Origin of the sequence: Amycolatopsis sp. NPDC005232, from assembly GCF_040607795.1 — a bacterium.
Lineage (GTDB): Bacteria > Actinomycetota > Actinomycetes > Mycobacteriales > Pseudonocardiaceae > Amycolatopsis.
Genome location: NZ_JBEXHL010000002.1, coordinates 446,039 through 466,587 on the forward strand (window position 1 = coordinate 446,039; position 20,549 = coordinate 466,587).

The window sequence follows — 20,549 nt, forward strand, 5'->3', positions numbered from 1 at the left end:
GCCAAGGTGCGCGTGGCCCGAGATCCTCTACCGTTCGGTTGTGTCCCAAGCTCCGCCGTCCTCGTCCTTTTCCGCACGCGTGACCGAGCTCGTGCGCCGCCTCGGCATGCCCGTGGTGGTGCTGCTCGCGGCACTGCTGTTCGACCTCGTGTTCGTGACCGACGCCGCGCTCGACGACGTCGGGCCGCGCTGGGTCGACTTCGCGCTGCTGCCCGGCATCTTCGCGATGGTCGGGTGTGCGATCTGGGCGCGCCGGCGGGCGGCCGTGGCTGCAATGGTCGGGGCGTTCGCGCTGGCGTTCTTCACGATCTTCATCCGCTACCTGCATACGCCGACGTATTCGAGCGTGCTCGCGAACCTCTCGATCACCGAGGTCGTGGCGGGGACCGAAATGGTCTTCTACGTCGCGCGCAAGGTCCGCCCGGGGGCGGCGTTCGCGGCGATCTCGTCGCTCGTGGTCGGCGCGTTGATCGCGGTGTTCGGGCGCTACACGTACGGCGACCTCTCGTACTCCACGATCCTGCAGGCACTGCTGTTCGGCAGCTTCCTGCTCGTCGCGGCCGTGGTGATCGGGGCTTCGGGTCGCACGCGGTCCGTGCAGCGTGAGCAACGGCAGCGCCGGCTTCGGCGGATCAACGCGCTCGCGAAGGGGCAGTGGCCGCTGATCGGCGCACTCGCACTTTCGCTGCTGTTCGAGTTCGGCTTCACCTACGACAGCGGCGCGAGCGGCTTCCCCGTGCTGTTCTGCTCGATCGGCGCGGCGGTGATCGCGGTGCTCTCGCCGCGCCGCCCCGCCGATGCGATGCTCGGCGTGGCCGGGCTGATTCTGCTCTCGGCCCTGGTGACGCCGTTCCTGCGCCTCGGCTACGACTACCAGTTCCCGGGCGGGATCCCGGCGGCGCAGATGGTGGCCGGGATCGGCGTGGTGGTGAACCTCGTCCGGGCGATGCCGCTGATCAAGGCGTGGCCGCGGATCGCCGTGCTGACGGCGGCGGTCGGCGTCGGCGCGATCCTGAACGCGAAACGCCCGGGTTTCCGCCCGCTGACCGATCCGCAGGAGATCGGCGGGCTCGTGGTGGCCGCGGGCCTGGTGCTGGGCATCGCCATCGCGGTCGGCATGTTCCTGCGTTCGCGCGACTCCGAGCGCACGCAGGTGATGAAGGCCGCCGTCACCGACGCCCAGACCACCGAACGGATGGCGCTCGCGCGCGAGTTGCACGACGTGGTGGCCCATCACGTCACCGGCATCGTGGTGCAGGCGCAGGCCGCGCGGATGATGGGCGAGAAGAACCCGCAACTCGCGCTCGAGGCGATGGGCCGCATCGAGGACGCGGGCACGGAAGCGCTCGCGGCGATGCGGCGGCTCGTGCGCAGCATGCGCGGCGACGCGCCCGCCGGCTCGAGTGACCTGAGCGAGCAGGCCACCACCGATCTGGACGCCGACCTGCGCAAACTCGTCGACGGCGCCAACCACGGCATCAAGACCACGCTGATGCTGGACCTGCCGCCGGACCTGCCGCACGAGGTCGGGCGCTCGGCGCTGCGGCTGGTGCAGGAGTCGCTCACCAACGTCGGCAAGCACGCCGCCGACGCGACGGAAGCGCTCGTCCACGCCGAGGTCACCGGCCGCGAGCTGCACCTGTCGGTGCGCGACGACGGCCGGGAGAAGGCTCACCGACCGGCCGGTGGGTCGGGCGGCTACGGTCTGGTCGGCATGCGCGAGCGCGTCGCCCTGCTGCACGGCCGGATCACGGCCGGGCGCGGGCCCGACGGCGGCTGGCGCGTGGAAGCTTGGCTGCCACTCGAGGCGAACGGGGATGACGGGTGATCCGGGTACTGATCGCGGACGACCAGGAGATGGTGCGGATGGGGTTCCGCATGATCCTGGACGCGCAGGACGACATCGAGGTGGTGGCCGACGTCGCCGACGGCGTCTCGGCCGTCACCAAGGCGCGGGAGCTGCGCCCGGACGTCTGCCTGCTCGACATCCGCATGCCGGGCCTCGACGGACTCGAGGTCACGCGGCAGCTCGCCGGCCCGGACGTCACCGACCCGCTGAAGGTCGTGGTCGTGACCACGTTCGACCTCGACGAGTACGTGCACACCGCGCTGCGCAACGGCGCCAGCGGCTTCCTGCTCAAGGACGCCGGCCCGGCTCTGCTGATCGAGGCCATCCGCGCGGCCGAACGCGGCGACGCGCTCGTGTCGCCGCAGATCACCGTGCGGCTGCTCAAGCACTTCGACAGCGCCAACGGGCACAAGCGCGACGTGCCCCCGCCGTCCGAACCGCTCACCGCGCGTGAGCTCGACGTGGTGAAGGCCGCCGCTCGCGGTCTGACGAACACGGAGATCGGCGCGGAGCTGTACTTGTCGCTGTCGACGGTGAAGACGCACCTGGCTTCGGTGCAGGGCAAGGTCGGAGCGCGCAACCGGGTGGAGATCGCCGCGTGGGCTTGGCGCAGCGGGGTTGTGAACTGAGTTTCTCGCGACGCAAAACGGGGGCCGGCGGGTGAGCCGGCCCCCGTTTTTCGTGCTGGATCAGAAGAGCTGGCCACGCGCGGCGCCACCCGGGAAGGCGGCGTCGTGCAGGTTCGCGTAGTACGACAGCGGGTGCCGCGCGATGTCCTTCACCAGGGCCGAGTCGAGGCCGGTCGCGGTGCCGGACACGGCGAACACGCCCGCGGGCACGGTCGTGCCGATGAGGGGGACCACCACGGCACCGTTCTTGCCGAAGTTGCCCTTGTGGATGTGGGCGAGCGTCGGCTGGAGACCGAACCACGCGAAGGAGAACTGCACCTGCGTGCCGGTCGGGCGGACGAAGCCGACGGCGTTGGCCTTCGGGTCACCGGCCTTCGGCTCGCCCGGGGCGGCCTTGACCTCCTGGTTGCCGGACATGAACGCATGCAGGCCACCGCCCTGCAGCAGCTTCAGCATGTCGACCGACGACCGGAGCGGGGTGAGCTGGCCGCGCACCGCGCCGCCGGGGAACTCCTTGGTGTGCAGGTTGAGGTAGAAGCCCGACGGGTTCTTGCGCAGGCCGTCGGCCGTCGCCTGGTCGGTGATCGTCGCGGTGCCGGCAGCCGCCGTGACGGTGTCGGGCATCGCGGTGCCGAACAGCGGCACCTTCACGTCGCCGTTGACACCGGCTTTGCCCTCGTGGATGTGGCCGAGGGTGGGGGCGCTGATGCCCTTCCACGAGAACGCGTAGGTGACCTTGTCGCCCTGCACCTCGACGATGCCGGTGGCGCTGCCCTTCGGGTCGCCGACGGCGGGCTTGCCGGCCACCGGGACCTCGTTGGCGCCGGTCAGCTTGGCCTGCAGGAAGATCGGCTTCTGCTGGGAGCGCTGAATGGCCGTCGACAGGCTGGCCGGCGCCTTGGCCGGGGTCGAGGCGCCCTGGCCGGACATGTCCATGCCCGGCATGTCCATGTTCATGCCGGGCATGTCGGGGGTGGTCGGGGTGCCGGGCATCGGGCTGGCGGTGGCGGTGACAGCGCCGAGCAGGCCGAGGCCGGCGGTCATGGCGGCGAGGGCAGCGATTCGTGCTCGCATGGGGTTCGTCCTTTCACTTCGGATTCTCCAGCCGACACGGAATCCGGCGTTCGATGGTTCAGGGGAAAATCCGGTTGAACCGTTTCGCCGCGCCCGCCGTGTCTCGTCCCGAATTCGACTTGAATCGGTGGAGGAGTTCTCATGCGTGTCTCGATCGTCCTGGCCGGTGCCGCCCTGCTCGGCACCCTCGCTGCCTGCGGAAGCACCGCGACCAGCGGATCTGCTTCCGCTCCCGAAGGTTCGTCACCGGCCTCAGGGGCGTCGTCGAGTGAGGTGAAAATCGGCCAGTCCGGCCTCGGCCCCATTCTCACGGACTCTTCGGGAAGGACCCTTTATGCCTTCGCCGATGACATTTCGGGCACCAGCACGTGTGGCGACGATTGCCTCGCCACGTGGCCCGCGCTGACCGGCGACAAGGATTTCCACGCGGGCACGGGCACGGATCAGAAATTGCTCACGGCGACTGAACGAACGCCGGGTGTCGAGCAGGCGAAGTACGGGAAGTGGCCGCTGTACTACTACGTCGGCGACCAGGGTCCGGGCGACGTCGACGGCCAGGGCGTGGACAACCTCTGGTTCGCCGTGGGCGCCGACGGCAAGCTGATCAAGAAGACACCCTGACCACAGCTGTCTGGGACGCCCGTACTATCTCCGCATGTCACACCGTTTCCACGCGCCCGTTGTCCTGCCCGCCGATCCCGCCTGCTCGCTGCTGCGCGACGCCGTCGTGGACGTCGACGACAGCGGCCGGATCACGTTCGTGGGCCCGGTCGCCGAAGCACCCGAGTTCACCGGCGAGGTGACGCGGCTCGGCGGGATCCTGCTGCCCGGCCTGGTGAACACCCACGCGCACAGCCCCATGACGCTGCTGCGCGGCATGGGTGGCGACCTGCCGCTGCTGCGGTGGCTGCGCGAGATCATCTGGCCGACCGAGGCGAAGCTGCGGCCCGAGGACGTGCGGACCGGCATGCTGCTGGGTTCCGTCGAGATGCTGCGCCACGGCGTCACGACCAGCGCGGAGATGTACTTCGAGGGCGAGCAGCTCGTGGACGCGGTGCTCACCACCGGCGGGCGCGTGCTCGTGGCGCCGCCGGTGATCGAGCTGCCGGGCATGGACTGGCGCACGTCGCTGGCGGCCATCGACCGCTGGATCGACACCGACGGCCTGCGCTTCGGCCCCGGCGACCGGGTCGAGCTGGGCTATGGCCCGCACTCCGCGTACATGCTCAACCCGGAGGGGTTGCGCGCCACCGCGGAATCGGCGGCCGCGCGGGGCGCGCTGGTGCAGATCCACGTGGCGGAGGCCGCGAACGAGGACCTCGCCCAGCGCAAGGAGTACGGCTCGGTGCCGGCGCTGCTCGACTCGCTCGGCGTGTTCGCCGGCCGCACCCTCGCCGCGCACTCCATCCACCTGTCCGACGAGGACATCGCGCTCTTCGCCGCCCGCGGCGTCGGCATGGCCCACTGCCCGGGCTCGAACGCGAAGCTCGCGTCCGGCATCGCCCGCATCAAGGACCTGCGCGCGGCCGGCGTCGCCATCGGCCTCGGCACCGACGGCCCCGCGTCCAACGACGACATCGACCTGTGGGAAGAGCTCCAGCTCACGGCCATGCTCGCCCGCCTCGCCAACGACGACTCCACGGTCCTGACCGCCGCCGACGTCTTCGTCATGGCCACCCGCGGCGGCGCTGACGCGTTGGGCCGCACCGACATCGGCGCCCTGGAGCCGGGCCGTTGGGCCGACCTCGTCCACGTCGACCTCGACGACCCGGCCTTCGCCGCCGGCCTGGACGTGCCCGACGAGCAGCTGCTGTCCAACCTCGTGTGGGCCGCGGGTTCGCGCCGTGTGCGCGACGTGTGGGTCGCCGGCGAGCAGGTCGTCGCCGGCGCGGAGCCGACGCGCGTGGACCGCGCGAAGATCCAGGCGTCCGTCGCCGACACCGCGGCCCGCCTGCGCGCCTGACCTGGCCCGTATCACCCCAATGCGGCATTGGGTGCGCTCAACGCACCGAACGCCACATTGGGTGCGCCCAACGCAACCAACGCCACATTGGGGAGAGGTGACCGCGGTGAGCCGTGCGCCCTCAGCGGGGGCGGAGGATCACTTCCGTCAGGTGCGCTTCCGGGCTCGCGCTCACTGCGGTGAGCACCGCCGTCGCCACGGAGTCCGGGCGGAGGAAGCGCGCCGGGTCGTACTCGCCGCCCTCGTGGGCGATGACGGCGCGCTGCATGTCGGTGTCGGTGCGGCCCGGGTAGACGGTGGTGACGCGCAGGTCCGGTTCTTCTTCGCGCAGCGCGTCGGCGAAAGCGCGGGCGGCGAACTTGCTCGCGGCGTAGGGGCCCCAGCCCGCGCGGGACGTCCGGCCCGAGCCGGAGTTGATCACGACGACGTGGCCGCGCGCGGCGCGCAGGGCGGGCAGCAACAGGCGTGTCAGCTCGGCGACGGCGACGACGTTGACCTCGTAGTTCACGCGCCAGTCTTCGGCGGTGGCTTCGGCGACGGTGTTCAGCCGGGCGGCCCCGGCGGAGTGCACGAGGACGTCGAGGCGCTCGATCTGCGAAGCGGCGGCCGCCAGCGAAGCCGCGTCGGTGAGGTCGATTCGCCACGGCTCGGCGCCCGGCAGCTCGGCGGCCACCTTCTCGAGCGCGGCCTCGTCGCGGCCGCCGAGGAGCACGCGGTGCGTCGGGGCGAGCTGGTGGGCGACGGCGGCGCCGATGCCACGCGAGGCACCGGTGACCAGGGCGAGCGGAAGATCGGTCATGCGATCCACCGTAAGCGTCAGCAGGACGCCGCCACGCGGGGGTCGCGGTCGAACCGGATGCCCGTGCGGGTGAAAGATCCCGCGAAATTGTCGACAAATCGACTGAAGGTCAGAGGGCTCCGCGTCGAGGTGAGCACGTCCTGCTCGCTCTGGCAGCGCAGCGCCTGCCGGGCGGCTTCGATCTCGGCCGGGGTGAAGACGTGCATCCGGCCGTCGGTCGCGACGTCGCCGTGGCCGGCGTCGGCGATCTCCCACGCGGCCGTGAGCCACTTCGAGTGCCCAGGCCGCCCGCCGGGAATCGACGTGGAGTGCGAGCCGAGGTCGCTGGCGAGGCCGTAGCCGTCGTGGACGCGCACGTCGAGCGACACCAGGTTGCTGATCGCGCCCATGCTGTCGGCCGCGAGCGTGACGTACGGACGGTCCGTCGGGAAGGTGTACCAGCGCTTTTCCCCGTAGCTGTACACGAGCACGGCCGGCTCGCGCGTCGCGTCGGTGACCTCGACGGCCGCGCGCATCACCGGCTCGCCCAGGAAGTCCGACGCCAGCACCGGGTGCTCGTGCCCGGTGACCCACGACCAGTACGCGCGCTCGTCGGTGACGCCGACAGCGGCGTGGTCGTTCGCGTACGGCACGCGCAGCCACCCGGCCGCGGCCACCGACCAGACGGCGACGCCCGCCAGCAGCGCGAACGTCTTGCGCGTCAGCGGCAGCGCCATCACCGGCAGGAGCAGCGCGAACAACGCGGGCAGCAGCATCCGGCCGTGCATGAAGTCGCCGCCGACGCGCACCACGTACGCGGCCAGCAGCACCGCGCCCGCCACCGGCGCGAGCGTGAGGATCCGCGACTTCCGGCTCAGGAACGCCGCGACCGCCAGCGCCGGGATCGGCAGCCAGAGGTAGTACGGGTCGACGAGGTCGAGCAGGTAGTCGAACCCGCGTGACCAGTTGCTCGTGCCCGCTTCCTTGGCCAGCGCGGTGTTCGGCACGAGCAGGCCGTAGTAGCCCATGCGGAAAACCTGGTACGCCACCGGCAACGCGATTCCGACGCCCAGCCAGCCGAGGCCGGTCCGCAGGCTCGGCCGCCGCAGCAAGACCAGCGCGGCGAACGCGACGATGCTGAACAACGCCAGGTCAGGCCGCACCAGCACCCCGAGGCCGATCACGAACGCCGTGGCCTTGGGCGCCTTGCCGCGCACGAGCAGCCGCCACGTCAGGCCGATCCACAGCATCGCCAGCCCGGTTTCGAGGCCGGAAGTCGCGAAGTCCCGGAACGGCGGCAGCGCGCACACGATCAGCGCCCCCGCCGGGACGACCGGGCCGTCGTAGAGACGGCGGGCGCCGTCCATCGCGAAGAACAGCCCACCGACCGCGCAGACCAGGCCGGTGCCGACCGACAGCCACTCCAGCGCCGGGCCCGGGATCGTGCCGAGCGCGGCCAGCAGCCAGGTCCACAACGGGCTGGTGCTGGCCTCGACCCGCTCGCCGACGTTGAACACGGGCCCGTGACCGGCGAGGATCTGCCGGACCGTGCGCAGGACGAGCAACCCGTCGTCCGACATCCAGCGGCGGCGCCACGAGAGGTACGCGTAGAGCGCCAGCGTCGCGAAGGTTAGCCAGGTGGTGGGGGACTTGAGCCACGTCGCGGGTGCCGCCACGAATTTCGTCGTGGCGGTGGTGGCTGTGGTCATGGCCCCTCTCCCCGGTGGTCTTTTCCCAGTCTCGCATCCGGGGGTACAGGTGACTCGCGGCGCTGGTCGCGGCGATGCCGTGATTGTTTCAGTGCGTGGGTGCCGGACTCGCCGAAGGAGCCGGGGTTTCCGTAGGTGCCGGGGTTTCCGAAGGCGGTGGCGGAGTCGTGCTCGACGTCGGGGCCGGTGCCGGAGGCGGCGGGGGCGGCGGTGCCAGCCCGAGGTCCGCGTTGAGGTTCTCGTGCGTCGTCCCGCCGAGGGTGAACGCCGCCGTGCAGCCCGTGGCCGGGTCGGCATCGGAGTCGCGCGCCGCGTCGCCGACGGCCTGCCGCGTCACGGTGAGCCCGTCCGGCAGGTGCGAGACGTCGAAGCAGACCTGGTAGGTCCCGTCCTTGCGCTTGTCGAACAGGTACGAGCCGTCGGCCGCGGTTTTCGTGGTGGCGAGGGTGCCGCCGGCGCCGTCCTTGAGCGTCACGGGAATGTCGGCGACGCCGGGCTCGCCGTCGTCCTGCAGGCCGTTGCGGTCGGTGTCGCGCCACACGCGGTCGCCGATCTTGTCGATCAGCGGCAGCGGCGTCACGGTGATCGTCGCCGTGGCCGACTGGTCGGTCAGCGTGCCGCTCGTCGAGGTGACGCCGGTGATCCGAACCTTGTTGACGTGGCCGGTGTCGTTCTCCGCCAGGTTGGGGTGGTCGCAGGACACGGCGTTCGACGCGCCGGGCGCCAGGCTGAACGCGGGCGGCAGCGACGAGCACCACGAGTCCTTCAGCAGCACACCGGTCAGCGGCTGCGAGCCCGAGTTCGTGACGGTCGTGCGGTAGTGCGCGGTCTCGCCGGCGGGGATCGTGGCCGACGGGCCCCACTCGCCGGTGGCGGGGTTCTGCACCTCCAGCTTCACCGTGTACGCGGCGAGCTGCAGGTCCACGCAGTCCCACATCACCCAGTTGCGGTTGGTGGTCGCGAAGAACACCACCGACGCGGTCTTGTCCGGCGCCGTCTGCGCGGGAAAGTCCTGGCGCGAGAGCTTGCCGTCGGATTGCACGTCGTGCGTGACGTTCTGCGATTTCTCCAGGAGCGTGCGCCCGGCGGAATCGGTGAAGCGCAGTCCGGTCGACTGGGCGTTGGCGCGGTCGGCCAGCGCAGAGCCGACGGAACCCGTCGCCGCCGAGAGCGTGTAGATGCCGCCCGGCGTCGCGGGCAGGGTCTGGGTGGCGGAGCTGACGCGGCCGTCGGGCGTCTGGATTTGCGCGTTGAGCTTGCCGTCGGACGCGTGCGCGGAGTTCGTGACGAGCTTCGGCACCTTGTCCGGCGGCGTGCTGCGCGGCACGGGCGCGGCAGGAGTGAACACGTAGCCCGCCGGTGCTCCGCCGGGCGCGTTCGCCTGCTCCACGCTCGGGTTGGGGGCCACTCCGCCGCACGCCGAGGTGTCGGCCGCCGGCGCGGAACCCGGGAGGACGACGACAAGCGCGCCGGCCAGCACCAGGGTGCAGGCCGACGCGCCCGCCGAACGTCCGATCGCGACTTTTCCTGCCCGCCTCACCCACCGAAGCTATTACTCCGCACGGGTTCGGCGCAGTGGAAGCCACTCCAAAGAGTTACCGCACGCCGATGCGCCCAGCGTGTCTCAGAGTTCCTCTTCGCCCACCAACGCGGCTTCCTTCGGCACCTCGTGCGGGTCGGTTTTCTTCTCCCGCAACGACAGCAGCACCGCGGCGATGACACACAGCGCGGCCGCGATCACGAACGGCCCCTGCTCCCAGCCCAGCCAGTCGGCGACGTGCCCCACGAGTGTGGCCGCGACGGCGCCGCCGAGCCACCGGCAGAAGTTGTAGCCCGCGCTGGCGACCGGGCGCGGCGCGTTGCTGATCGACATCGCGGTGCCCGTGAACAAGGTGTTCAGCAGCCCCGAAACCAACCCCGAGAGCACGATGCCGATCACCACGACCGTCTTGTTCGGCACGGCCAGCACCACCATCAGCACGGTGTAGCCGACCACGGCGAGCGCGGCCGCGTGCCGTTCGCCGAACCGCGCGGCGAGCTTCGGTGCCAACGCGACGCCGGCCACCGCCACGCACAGGCCCCAGCCGCAGAAGATCAGCCCGACGGCGATCGCGCTCCAGCCCAGCACGAACGGCGACCACGCCAGCACCGCGAAGAACGCCGCCGTATACAGCGCCGACGCGACGGAAGTGCGCAGCAGACCCGGGTGCCTCAACGCGCGGATCGGGTCGAGCAGCTTGATCGGCTCGCGCTTCTCATGCGAATCGCTCTTCAGGAACACCGAGCACAGCACGAGCGCGCCGGCCATCAGCACCGCGGTGCCCAGGAACGGGCCGCGCCACGAGATCGTGCCGAGCAGCGCGCCCAGCAGCGGGCCGACGGACAGCCCGACGCCCAGCGCCGCCTCGTACAGCAGGATCGCGCCGGACTGCCCGCCTGTGGCGGCGCCGACGATCACCGACAGCGCGGTGGCGATGAAGAACGCGTTGCCGAGGCCCCACACCGCGCGCAGGCCCACGAGCTGCTCGATCGAACCGGCCGCGGCGCACAGCGCGGTCGCGGCGACGATCAACGTCAGCCCGACCAGCACGGTGCGCTTCGCGCCGAAGCGCGCGGACATCGAACCGGTGAACAGCATCGCGATCACCTGCACGCCGAGGTACGACGTGAACAGCAGCGTGACCTGCGACGGTGAGGCGTTCAGCCCCTGGGCGATCGACAGCAGGATCGGGTCGACCAGGCCGATGCCCATGAACGCGATGACCGCGGCGAACGCCGTGATCCACACCTGCTTGGGCTGACCCTTGATCGCGTCCAGCAGGCTCGAGTGGTGCTCAGCGCTCATCGCTGATCAGTTCCTCCTCCGGGTTTTCGGGTGACTCCTTCTCGGGTTGATCAGCCTTCGGTGCGTCACTGTGGAAATCGCTGATCAACTTCGTGAGGGCGGGCAACGCGGCGTCGATCGCGGCGCGTTCGGCGTCGTCGAGCACCATGAGCCGCTCGCGCAGCTGTGCCTCCCGCGCCGCGAGCAGCTCGGCGTAGAAGCGCTCGCCCGCCTCGGTGGCTTCCACGAGCACGGCCCGGCCGTCGTCGGGATCGGGGCGGCGGCTCACCATGCCGAGGCGCTCCAGCCGGCCGACGACATCAGTCATCGACGGCATCCGCACGCCTTCGAGCTGCGCGAGCCGGCTCATCCGGCGCGGGCCGCCGCCCACGAGCTCGGCCAGCACGGACCCCTGCGTGAGCGTCAGCAGCTGCGGGGTTTCGCGGCGCACCAGGTAGTACAGCCGGAACACGACCGGCCGGAGCCGGTGCGCGAGGTCGACGATCGGGGAAGTCACTTAGCCAGGCTAACAAATTTAGTTAGGCTAGCGAAGTAATTCGCCTCACAGACTAGGCTGCAGGCATGGACGCGGTGATCTTCGACCTCGACGGCGTGCTGGTGGACTCGGAAAAGACTTGGGACGAGGTGCGCCGCACCGTGGTCGCGGAGCACGGCGGTACCTGGTTACCCGAATCGACCAGAGAACAGCAAGGGATGAGCACCCCCGAGTGGGCTTCGTACCTGGTCGGCACGCTCGGCGCGCGGCTGACGCCCGACGAGATCGCGCGGACCGTGATCGACCGGATGGCGCAGCGCTACGCCTCGGGACCGCCCGTGATCGACGGCGCGCCCGACGTGGTCCGCGCCGTCGCCCGCCGCTACCCGGTGGCGATCGCGAGCTCGTCGCCGCCGGTGCTGATCCAGGCGTTCCTGCAGGCGTGCGACCTCACGTCGCTGGTGCCCGTCGCGGTGTCGAGCGAGGAGGTCGGCGCCGGCAAACCGGCGCCCGACGTCTACCTGCGCGCGGCGAAGCTGCTGAACGTGCCGGCCGCGCAGTGCGCCGCCGTGGAGGACTCGACCAACGGGCTGAAAGCCGCGCTGGCGGCGAAGATGGCCGTGTACGCGGTGCCGAACCCGCACTTCCCGCCGGACCCGGCCGTGCTGGAGCAGACCACCGCCGTGGTGCGCGACATCAACGAACTCCCGGCGGCGCTGGGACTCTAGACGCCGAGAAGGGCTCCCCGGAACACCGAGGAGCCCTTCTGCCGGCGAGAAAAGCGCGTCAGCGCTCCAGCTCGCCGCGGATGAACTTGTCGACCGCGTCGCGCGCGGTGGAGTCGTCGTACTGCTCCGGCGGCGACTTCATGAAGTAGGACGACGCCGACAGGATCGGCCCGCCGATGCCGCGGTCCTTCGCGATCTTCGCGGCGCGCACGGCGTCGATGATGATGCCGGCCGAGTTGGGGGAGTCCCACACCTCGAGCTTGTACTCCAGGTTCAGCGGCACGTCGCCGAACGCACGGCCCTCCAGGCGCACGTAGGCCCACTTGCGGTCGTCGAGCCACTGCACGTAGTCCGACGGTCCGATGTGGACGTTGCCCTTGCCGAGCTCGCGGTCGACCTGCGAGGTCACCGACTGGGTCTTCGAGATCTTCTTCGACTCGAGGCGCTCGAGCTCCTTCATGTTCAGGAAGTCCATGTTCCCGCCCACGTTGAGCTGCATCGTGCGGTCGAGCTGCACGCCGCGGTCTTCGAAGAGCTTCGCCAGCACGCGGTGCGTGATCGTGGCGCCGACCTGCGACTTGATGTCGTCACCGACGATCGGCACGCCGGCGTCTTCGAACTTCTTGGCCCACACCGGGTCCGACGCGATGAACACGGGCAGCGCGTTCACGAACGCCACGTTGGCGTCGATCGCGGCCTGCGCGTAGAACTTGTCGGCCTCTTCCGAACCCACGGGCAGGTAGGAGACGAGCACGTCGACCTTCGCGTCGCGCAGCGCGCCGACGATGTCGACGGGCGCCTCGTCCGACTCCGAGATGGTCTCGCGGTAGAACCGCCCGAGCCCGTCGTAGGTGTGCCCGCGCTGCACCGGCACGCCGAGCGGCGGCACATCGGCGATCTTGATCGTGTTGTTCTCGCTCGAGAAGATCGCCTCGGACAGGTCGTGGCCGACCTTCTTGGCGTCGACGTCGAACGCGGCGACGAAGTCGATGTCGCTGACGTGGTATTCGCCGAACTGGACGTGCATCAAACCGGGCACACGCGTGCCGGGATCCGCGTCGCGGTAGTACTGCACACCCTGGACCAGCGAGGAGGCGCAGTTGCCGACGCCCACGATGGCCACCCGAACGCGGCGGTTCTCGCCCATGCCGGTTTCTCCTTCAATCCGTTACTTCATCTGCAGGTCTGGCCGCGACGTTGCGGCCCGAGCGGCGCGCCCTCACTCCTGCGGGCCACGCTGCTCGGCTTGTTCGTGCGCGATCAGCTCGTTGAGCCAGCGCACCTCCCGCTCGCTCGACTCGAGTCCCAGCCGGTGCAGCTCGCGGGTGTAGCGGTCGATCCTCTCCTCGGCCCTGGACAGCGCCTCGCGCAAACCCTCGCGACGCTCTTCCACGCGACGCCGCCGGCCCTCCAGGATCCGCATCCTGACGTCGGCCGGTGTCCGCGAGAAGAACGCCAGGTGGACGCCGAACCCCTCGTCGTCCCAGGTCTGCGGACCCGCGTCACCGAGCAGCTCGGCGAACCGCTCCTTGCCCTCGGCGGTGAGCTTGTAGACGCGGCGGCCGCGCCGGGACCAGGCCCGGTCGTCCGCCTCGTCGAGCTCCTCGACGAGGAATCCCGCCCGCAGCAACCGACGCAGGGTCGGGTACAGCGAGCCGTACGAGAACGCCCGGAACATCCCGAGCGTCTCGTGCAAACGCTTGCGCAGCACGTACCCGTGCATGGGGGCCTCGTGCAGCAACCCGAGGATCGCGAGTTCGAGCACACCGCACCCCCTCACGGGAACAAACCGCAGCGGCCGCCGTTGCCCCAGTGGCTGGTGGGACCTACTGGGGCGACCGCCTCCGTCAACCTACTCGGCAACTATATCGCGCCGATACATCGAAGTGGCGGAAGTAACCCCAGGAAGTGGCCAGACCAGGGCGAACGTCACCAGAGAGTTATCGAATTTCCGGCGTGTCCGAATAGTCGCCCTGGGTGGCCTCCCGCAGGGGGCACTGCACACACAGGAAGAGCCCGTACTCTGTTCCTCGTGCTTACCCAGCGGCAGGTCGTGGACTACGCCTTGCAGCGCCGTGCGCTGCTGGCCGGCGTCCGCTCCGGGCGCGTCGTCGACCATGAGGTGTGCGACGCGACCCCGTACCTGCTCCGTGCGGCGAAGTTCCACGGCAGGCCGGACGAACGCGCCTGTCCGATGTGCCGCCGGGCGCCGTTGACCCTCGTGTCGTGGGTCTACGGCGACGAGCTGAAGCACGTCTCGGGATCGGCGCGGACACCCGACGAACTGGCCCGCATGGCGGGGCTGTTCGGCGAGTTCACCGTCTACGACGTAGAGGTGTGCCGGACGTGCCACTGGAACCACCTGGTCCTGTCCTACGTCCTCGGCACGGGCGAGCCCCAGCCCACCCGGCCGCGGAGGACAGCCGGCCAGTGACGAGTATCGAAACCGCTGCAGAGCACAGGGCGGCGCGCTCCGGCTTCTCCCGAACGCCGGTGCCGGCAGTGTCGGCAGTGCCGCCTTCGGAGGCCCATTCGTGAACGACGATCGCAACCGTTCCTGGCCCGGCCAGGAGCCAGATGCACCTCGCCGTGCCCAATGGCCGGAGGAAGAACCGGGTCCCGCCTGGCCGGGCGAGGACGCCCCCCGCCGCCCTCAGCGGCAGGCCCCGCCGCGACGCGGCCCCAACGGGGGCGCGCAGCGGCAGCCGCGTGGTGCCGTGCCCGAGTGGCCGAGCGGCGACGAGCCGCGTGGTGCAGACCGCCGTGGTCCAGACCCGCGCGGTGCGGATCCACGCGGTTCAGGTCCTCGCGGTCCGCGTGGTTCAGACCCGCGTGGTTCGGATCCACGCGGTTCAGATCATCAGTGGCCCGCGGACGAGCCCCCTCGCCGTCCCCAGCGGCCGCCGCAGCGTCCCCAGCAGTCCCAGCGCGTGCCGAACGCCAACGGCCAGGGCGGCATGCCGCAGCGCCGGCAGGCTCCACCGCCGCCACCAGGGCCGAACGGTCCCGCCGCGAGCCCGCCGCAGGGTTTCCGCCAGCCGGGCCCGCCCGGACCCGGTGGTCCAGGCCGCAACCCGTCCGGTCCCGTCCGCCGTCCGCCGCAGGGCCGGCCGGAGCCGCCGCCCCCCGCGTACCCCGACCGCGAGCCGGACCTGATCACCCACGCCGCGCACAACGGCACGGAGTTCGGCTACGACCCGTACGACGACCGTTACGACGATCGGTACGACAGCTCCGAACACCCCCAGTACTCGGACGAGGACGACTTCGAGGACGAAGGCCCCGAGCTCGACGAGAACGGCAAGCCGATCAAGCCGCCGCTCACGCCGAAGCAGCGCAAGCGGCGCCGGTGGAAGATCATCCGGCGCGTCGCCTACGCGTGCGTGGGTCTGTTCATCGTGGTGCCGGCCGTCGCTTTCGTGATCACGTACTTCATGGTGAAGGTTCCTTCCCCGCAGGACGTGAAAGCGTTGCAGAGCCAGCCGATCACGTTCTTCTACGCCAACAACCAGGTGATGGGCCGCAGCGTCCCGCCGGGCGGCGACCGCGAGCTGCTGCAGCCGAACCAGATCCCCGACGTCGTGAAGCACGCCGTGTACTCGGCCGAGGACAAGACGTTCGAGACCAACTCGGGCTTCGACGTCAAGGGCATCCTCGGCGCGGTGTACAACCAGGTCACCGGTGGTACCGGTGGTGGTTCGACCATCTCGCAGCAGTACATCAAGAAGGCCACGGAGAACGAAGCTCCGACGCTGACCCGTAAGTGGACCGAGCTCGCGAAGTCGTTCAAGCTCAACAACGAAGAGTCCAAATCGGACATCATCACGGGCTACCTGAACATCGTCTACTTCGGCCGCGGGGCCAACGGCATCGCGGCGGCCGCGAAGGCCTACTACGGCAAGGACGTGAGCCAGCTGTCGGCGTCGGAGTCGGCGCTGCTCGCCGGCCTGATCCAGGGCCCGAGCCGCTCGGAAGACCCGGCGTACACGCAGAAACGCTGGAGCTACGTGTTGGACCAGATGGTGACCAACGGCTGGCTCTCCCAGGCCGACCGCACCGCCGCGACGTTCCCGAAGCTCATCCCCAAGGGCGCTCAGGCGAAGGAGAACGCGGGCACGCTGGACTACTTCATCCAGCAGCGCATCCTCGACGAGCTCGAGGCCAAGGGCTACGACCAGGACAAGCTCTACGGCAGCGGCGCGAAGATCTACACCACGATCGACCCCGCGGCGCAGCAAGCGGCGGTCAAAGCCGTCCAGGACAACATGCAGGGGCAAACCGACCCCGACATCCTGGGAGCTCTGGTCGCCGTCGACCCGAGAACGGGCGGGGTCGTCGCCTACTACGGCGGCCCGAACACGGTGAAGGGCGACGACGGCAAGGACACGCTGGCCAACGACTGGGCGAACACGGCACAGAACCCCGGCTCGTCCATGAAGCCGTACGACCTCACCGCGTTCCTCAAGATGGGCAAGGGCCTCGGCGAGACCTTCGACGGGACCAACAACCGTGAGCTCGGCGGCCGCATCGTCCGCAACGCGGGTGAGAGCGCCAGCTGTGGCCCTCAGTGCACGGTCAAGAAAGCCATGGAGGTCTCGGCCAACACCGTGTTCTACGACATGGTGCTGAACGTGACGAAGCCCGCGCCTGTCGCCGAAGCCGCGAGGGAAGCCGGTGTGCAGCCGGCGCCGAAGGGCAAGGCCAAGCTCGGCACCAACGACGCCAACATCGCGCTCGGCGGTGGTGAGACGTCGTTGACCCCGGAAGACCAGGCCGCGGGTTACGCGACCTTCGCCTCGGGTGGCATCTACCGCCAGCAGCACTTCGTCTCGAAGCTCACCAACTCGCAAGATGAGGTGGAGTTCGACGAGACGACGCTGCAGGGCAAGCCGGCGTTCGACCCCGACGAGCAGAAGAGCCAGCAGATCGCGGGCAACGTCACCGACGCGCTCGGGCCGGTCATCAAGGAATCGCACTTGAAGTGCCCGACCGGCCATGAGTGCGCCGGCAAGACCGGTACGCAGCAGTTCGACCCGGGCAAGGCGAAGAACCTGCCGAAGGGCTACGCGGACCGCAACGCCCAGACGTGGATGGTGGGCTACACCCCGTCGATCTCCGCCGCGGTGTGGATCGGCGGTGACGGCAACAAGCCGTTGCACGACAAGAACAACAAGCCGATCTTCGGTGCCACCATCGCCGGTCCGGCGTGGCAGGACTTCATGGACACCTACCTCAAGGGCAAGCCCACGGAGAAGTTCCCGAAGGTCGACCCGATCGGCAAGGACGCCGACACGGTCACGCCCACGAGCAGCAGCAGTCGCACGGTGACCACCACGTCCAGCCCCACCACCACACAGTCGACCCCGACCACGACGTCGAGCACCACGTCGAGCGAGACGACCACGTCGACGAGCACCACGACCAGCCGCCCCGGCGGCATCTTCGGCGGTGGCACCGGTAACGGCGGTGGTCCCGGTCGCAACGGCGGTGGCGGCGACGGCGGAGGCGGGGTCGAGGTGACCCCACCACCGAAACAGCCGGGCGGGTAACCGCCAAGACGAGCCGCGAAGGGCTCCTCTCCGGCCGGGAGGGGAGCCCTTCTTCGTGTCCCGGCCACCGCGATCCGCGCAGGGAGTGACCCAGGCGACATCGCTCAGCCGCCACCCTGGGCGTAGTTTTGTCCGGTTCACGCCGCGCCGGGGCCGTTACCCAGAGATACGTCCCGCCGGTCGAGTGAACCGACCCCACCCGCGGTGCGTCCCCTTGTGGAGAGGGGATCTGCGCCCGCAGCACGCCCGCGTCCGAGAAGAGGATCCGCACGTGAACGACGACCGCAACCGCTCCTGGCCCGACCGGGATCCCGATCCGCGGCGTCAACCACCCCCCGCGGGCCGTCAGGGACCGCCGCCGTGGGCGCGCAACCAGCCGCCTCCGGGTGGTACCCCTCGGACGCCCCCGCCCGGCAATCCCGCGCAGCCCGGTCAGCCGCCGCGCGCGCCCCAGAACCGCCCCGGCACCCCGCCGCCCGGTTTCCGGCAGCCGCGGCCCCCGGGCGCGCGCCGCCCGACCCCGCCGCCGCGTCGCGAGCCGGAGCTGATGACGCACCACGTGCACAACGGCACCGCCGACGACGGCTACGACGCCCGGTACGACTCCGGGGGACCGCTCGACCCCGACGAGGTCTACCCGGAGGAGCCGGAGCTCGACAAGAAAGGCCGGCCGGTCCTCACGGCCGCGCAGAAGAAGAAGCGGCGCTGGAAGATCATCCGGCGCAGCGTCTACGCGTTCGTCGGCGTATTCATCGTGATCCCCGCGATCGCGTTCGTCATCACGTACTTCAGCATCGACGTGCCTTCGCCGCAGAGCGTGGCGCAGGGGCAGAGCCAGGCCGTGACGTACCTGTACGCCGACGGCAGCCCGATGGGCAAGGATGTGCCCTCGGGTGGCGACCGGCAGATCCTCACCGCCGACCAGATCCCCGACATCATGAAGCACGCCGCGATCGCGACCGAGGACTCTTCGTTCGAGACCAACTCTGGCTTCGACGTCACGGGCATCCTGCGTGCCGTGTTCAACCAGGTCACCGGCGGCACCGGCGGTGGCTCCACGATTTCCCAGCAGTACATCAAGAAGGCCACCGACAACGACGCGCCCACGCTCACCCGAAAATGGACCGAGCTCGCGAAGTCGTTCAAGATGAACCAGACGTACTCGAAGCAGGACATCATCACCGCGTACCTGAACATCATCTACTTCGGGCGCGGGGCGTACGGCGTCGGCGCGGCATCGCAGGCCTTCTTCCACAAGGACGTCAAAGACCTCACCTTCTCCGAAGCCGCGCTGCTCGCCGGCCTCATCCAGCAGCCCGGCCGCTCGGAGAACTCGAAGGTGGCCCACGACCGCTGGAACACCGCGCTCGACCGCATGGTGGAGAACCACTACATCACCGCGGCCGACCGCAAGGCCGCGCAGTTCCCCACGCCGATCCCGCTGTCGGAGAGCAAGGATGACTCGGGCGCGCCGTACGCCTTCATCTCGGACCAGGTGAAGGCCGAGCTCGAAGCCCACGGCATCTCGAGCGACCAGTACTACTCCGGCGGCTACACGATCCAGACGACCATCGACAAAAAGGCGCAGGACCTCGCCCAGCAGGCGGGCGCCGACGCGCTGGCGAACCAGTCGGACAAGCGGCTGCTCGACGCGCTCGTGGCCGTCGACCCGAAAACTGGCGGCGTGCTCGCGTACTACGGCGGGCCGACGACCATCGACGTGAACGGCCAGAAACAGAAAGCGCGCGACTGGGCCGACACCCCACAGAACCCCGGTTCGTCGATGAAGCCGTACGACCTCACGGCGTTCCTCAAGATGGGCAAGGGGATCAACTCGACCTTCGACGGCCGCAACAACCGCGAGTTCGACGGTCGCATCGTGCGCAACGCCGGTGACAGCGACAGCTGCTCGGAGCAGTGCACCGTCGCCGAGGCCATGAAGATCTCGGCGAACACGGTGTTCTACGACATGGTCCTCAACGTCACCAAGCAGGGCCCGGTCGAGCAGGCCGCCGAGGAAGCCGGCGTGAAGACCAAGGACAACGGCGGCGGCAACTCGCAGATCGACATCTCGAACAACAACATCTCGCTCGGCGGTGGCGACACCAAGATCACTCCGGCCGACCAGGCGTCGGGCTACGCCACCTTCGCCGGCGACGGCCAGCAGCGCGACCGCCACTTCGTGCTGAAGGTGACGAACTCGCAGAACGAGGTGGCGTACGAAGCCCAGGCGCAGCCGGCCAAGTCGGCGTTCGCCGACGGCGACGCCGACCTGAGCAAGCAGGTCGCGGGCAACGTGACCGAGGCGCTGAAGCCCGTGATCGGCTTCTCGAAACTGAAGTGCCCGACGGGCCACGAATGCGCCGGCAAGACGGGGACTCAGCAGCACACGAAGCGCGCGGGTGAGCCCGCCTCGGCGGCCAACGCCAACGCGCAGACGTGGATGGTCGGCTACACGCCTTCGGTCTCCGTGGCGGTGTGGGTCGGCGGCGACGGCGACCTGGACCTGCACGGCAAGGGCAGCACACCGATCTTCGGGTCGACGATCGCCGGCCCGCTGTGGCAGAAGTTCATGACGACCTACCTCGCGGGCAAGCCGGCCGAGCGCTTCCCCCAGGTGGATCTGATCGGCGACGCGGCCCCGCCGTCCGGTCCGCCGAGCGACCCGAACATCCCGCCGTCGGACATCACGCCGACCGACAACCCGAACGACCCGAACAACCCCGGCGACGGCAACAACCCGGTGAACCCCGGCGACCCGAACGGCCCCGGCGGCCCGGGCGGCAACTTCCCGTCGTTCCCGACGCGCACGCCGAAGCCGCCGAAGCACCCACCGTCAGGTGACCCCACCGACACGGGGCTTCCCGGCGACACGGGCGTTCCCAGCGAATAGCCAGGGCGTCGCAAGAGAAAAGGCTCCCCCCATCCGGGTTTCCGGACGGGGGGAGCC

General features: G+C 69.9%; 16 protein-coding genes. 8 read left to right on the top strand and 8 right to left on the bottom strand.

Annotation, left to right across the window (positions count from 1 at the left end; translation table 11 throughout):
• The first annotated feature begins 40 nt into the window (after positions 1–40).
• Together ABZU76_RS05875 and ABZU76_RS05880 are read left to right on the top strand one after the other, a co-directional pair.
• Complete coding sequence (locus tag ABZU76_RS05875; protein WP_354865464.1) at positions 41–1,828, top strand: histidine kinase; 1,788 nt, start codon at positions 41–43, stop codon at positions 1,826–1,828.
• Positions 1,825–2,478: a response regulator transcription factor gene (locus ABZU76_RS05880; RefSeq protein WP_354865466.1), complete on the top strand. Its 654-nt coding sequence runs from the start codon at positions 1,825–1,827 to the stop codon at positions 2,476–2,478. The genes ABZU76_RS05875 and ABZU76_RS05880 overlap by 4 nt, the downstream gene beginning before the upstream one ends.
• Positions 2,479–2,538: 60 nt before the next feature.
• Here ABZU76_RS05880 and ABZU76_RS05885 read toward each other — a convergent pair whose 3' ends face one another.
• Positions 2,539–3,552: a CHRD domain-containing protein gene (locus tag ABZU76_RS05885; protein WP_354865468.1), complete on the bottom strand. Its 1,014-nt coding sequence runs from the start codon at positions 3,550–3,552 to the stop codon at positions 2,539–2,541.
• 141 nt (positions 3,553–3,693) lie between these two features.
• Here ABZU76_RS05885 and ABZU76_RS05890 point away from each other — a divergent pair, with 141 nt between their 5' ends.
• Together ABZU76_RS05890 and ABZU76_RS05895 are read left to right on the top strand one after the other, a co-directional pair.
• Entirely contained in the window at positions 3,694–4,173 is a 480-nt protein-coding gene (locus tag ABZU76_RS05890) for a hypothetical protein (protein WP_354865470.1), read from the top strand.
• A 34-nt stretch (positions 4,174–4,207) separates the two neighbouring features.
• On the top strand, positions 4,208–5,515 hold the full coding sequence (locus tag ABZU76_RS05895; RefSeq protein ID WP_354865472.1) for an amidohydrolase: 1,308 nt from the start codon (positions 4,208–4,210) through the stop codon (positions 5,513–5,515).
• A 121-nt stretch (positions 5,516–5,636) separates the two neighbouring features.
• Here ABZU76_RS05895 and ABZU76_RS05900 read toward each other — a convergent pair whose 3' ends face one another.
• From ABZU76_RS05900 to ABZU76_RS05920, 5 genes are all read right to left on the bottom strand, one after another.
• Positions 5,637–6,314 (bottom strand): SDR family oxidoreductase, encoded by a 678-nt coding sequence (locus tag ABZU76_RS05900; protein WP_354865474.1) that lies wholly within the window; start codon positions 6,312–6,314, stop codon positions 5,637–5,639.
• Positions 6,315–6,331: 17 nt separating this feature from the next.
• Positions 6,332–8,002 (bottom strand): hypothetical protein, encoded by a 1,671-nt coding sequence (locus ABZU76_RS05905; protein WP_354865476.1) that lies wholly within the window; start codon positions 8,000–8,002, stop codon positions 6,332–6,334.
• An 88-nt stretch (positions 8,003–8,090) separates the two neighbouring features.
• Entirely contained in the window at positions 8,091–9,542 is a 1,452-nt protein-coding gene (locus ABZU76_RS05910) for an SdrD B-like domain-containing protein (protein ID WP_354865478.1), read from the bottom strand.
• A gap of 84 nt (positions 9,543–9,626) precedes the next feature.
• Complete coding sequence (locus ABZU76_RS05915) at positions 9,627–10,847, bottom strand: MFS transporter (protein WP_354865480.1); 1,221 nt, start codon at positions 10,845–10,847, stop codon at positions 9,627–9,629.
• Positions 10,837–11,343, bottom strand: a complete 507-nt coding sequence (locus ABZU76_RS05920) for a MarR family transcriptional regulator (protein ID WP_354865482.1) — start codon at positions 11,341–11,343, stop codon at positions 10,837–10,839. Before ABZU76_RS05920 ends, ABZU76_RS05915 begins: the two co-directional genes overlap by 11 nt.
• Before the next feature lie 65 nt (positions 11,344–11,408).
• On the opposite strand from ABZU76_RS05920, the gene ABZU76_RS05925 reads away from it, so the two are divergent.
• Positions 11,409–12,050: an HAD family phosphatase gene (locus ABZU76_RS05925; RefSeq protein ID WP_354865484.1), complete on the top strand. Its 642-nt coding sequence runs from the start codon at positions 11,409–11,411 to the stop codon at positions 12,048–12,050.
• A gap of 58 nt (positions 12,051–12,108) precedes the next feature.
• Here the strand turns inward: ABZU76_RS05925 and ABZU76_RS05930 are convergent, their stop codons facing one another.
• Positions 12,109–13,197: an inositol-3-phosphate synthase gene (locus tag ABZU76_RS05930; RefSeq protein ID WP_285971412.1), complete on the bottom strand. Its 1,089-nt coding sequence runs from the start codon at positions 13,195–13,197 to the stop codon at positions 12,109–12,111.
• Between the two features lie 72 nt (positions 13,198–13,269).
• Positions 13,270–13,815, bottom strand: a complete 546-nt coding sequence (locus tag ABZU76_RS05935; protein WP_220245336.1) for a PadR family transcriptional regulator — start codon at positions 13,813–13,815, stop codon at positions 13,270–13,272.
• Between the two features lie 267 nt (positions 13,816–14,082).
• Here ABZU76_RS05935 and ABZU76_RS05940 point away from each other — a divergent pair, with 267 nt between their 5' ends.
• The 3 genes from ABZU76_RS05940 (at position 14,083) to ABZU76_RS05950 (ending at position 20,492) form a co-directional block, all read left to right on the top strand.
• Positions 14,083–14,484 carry a DUF5318 domain-containing protein gene (locus ABZU76_RS05940; RefSeq protein WP_354865487.1) on the top strand — a complete coding sequence of 134 codons (402 nt, stop codon included), beginning with the start codon at positions 14,083–14,085 and terminating at the stop codon, positions 14,482–14,484.
• A gap of 100 nt (positions 14,485–14,584) precedes the next feature.
• Positions 14,585–17,599, top strand: coding sequence for a transglycosylase domain-containing protein (locus ABZU76_RS05945; RefSeq protein WP_354865489.1), 3,015 nt, complete (start codon positions 14,585–14,587; stop codon positions 17,597–17,599).
• Between the two features lie 547 nt (positions 17,600–18,146).
• A complete protein-coding gene (locus ABZU76_RS05950; RefSeq protein ID WP_354865491.1) occupies positions 18,147–20,492 on the top strand; it encodes a transglycosylase domain-containing protein in 2,346 nt (781 codons plus the stop codon).
• The last annotated feature ends 57 nt before the right edge of the window (positions 20,493–20,549 follow it).

What these genes read in the sequence shown, in the direction of transcription:
- ABZU76_RS05895 (WP_354865472.1), top strand. Translation starts at nt 4,208, where the DNA reads ATGTCACACCGTTTCCACGCGCCCGTTGTCCTGCCCGCCGATCCCGCC.
- ABZU76_RS05915 (WP_354865480.1), bottom strand. Translation starts at nt 10,847, where the DNA reads ATGAGCGCTGAGCACCACTCGAGCCTGCTGGACGCGATCAAGGGTCAG.
- ABZU76_RS05885 (WP_354865468.1), bottom strand. Translation starts at nt 3,552, where the DNA reads ATGCGAGCACGAATCGCTGCCCTCGCCGCCATGACCGCCGGCCTCGGC.
- ABZU76_RS05905 (WP_354865476.1), bottom strand. Translation starts at nt 8,002, where the DNA reads ATGACCACAGCCACCACCGCCACGACGAAATTCGTGGCGGCACCCGCG.
- ABZU76_RS05925 (WP_354865484.1), top strand. Translation starts at nt 11,409, where the DNA reads ATGGACGCGGTGATCTTCGACCTCGACGGCGTGCTGGTGGACTCGGAA.
- ABZU76_RS05950 (WP_354865491.1), top strand. Translation starts at nt 18,147, where the DNA reads ATGACGCACCACGTGCACAACGGCACCGCCGACGACGGCTACGACGCC.
- ABZU76_RS05900 (WP_354865474.1), bottom strand. Translation starts at nt 6,314, where the DNA reads ATGACCGATCTTCCGCTCGCCCTGGTCACCGGTGCCTCGCGTGGCATC.
- ABZU76_RS05930 (WP_285971412.1), bottom strand. Translation starts at nt 13,197, where the DNA reads ATGGGCGAGAACCGCCGCGTTCGGGTGGCCATCGTGGGCGTCGGCAAC.
- ABZU76_RS05890 (WP_354865470.1), top strand. Translation starts at nt 3,694, where the DNA reads ATGCGTGTCTCGATCGTCCTGGCCGGTGCCGCCCTGCTCGGCACCCTC.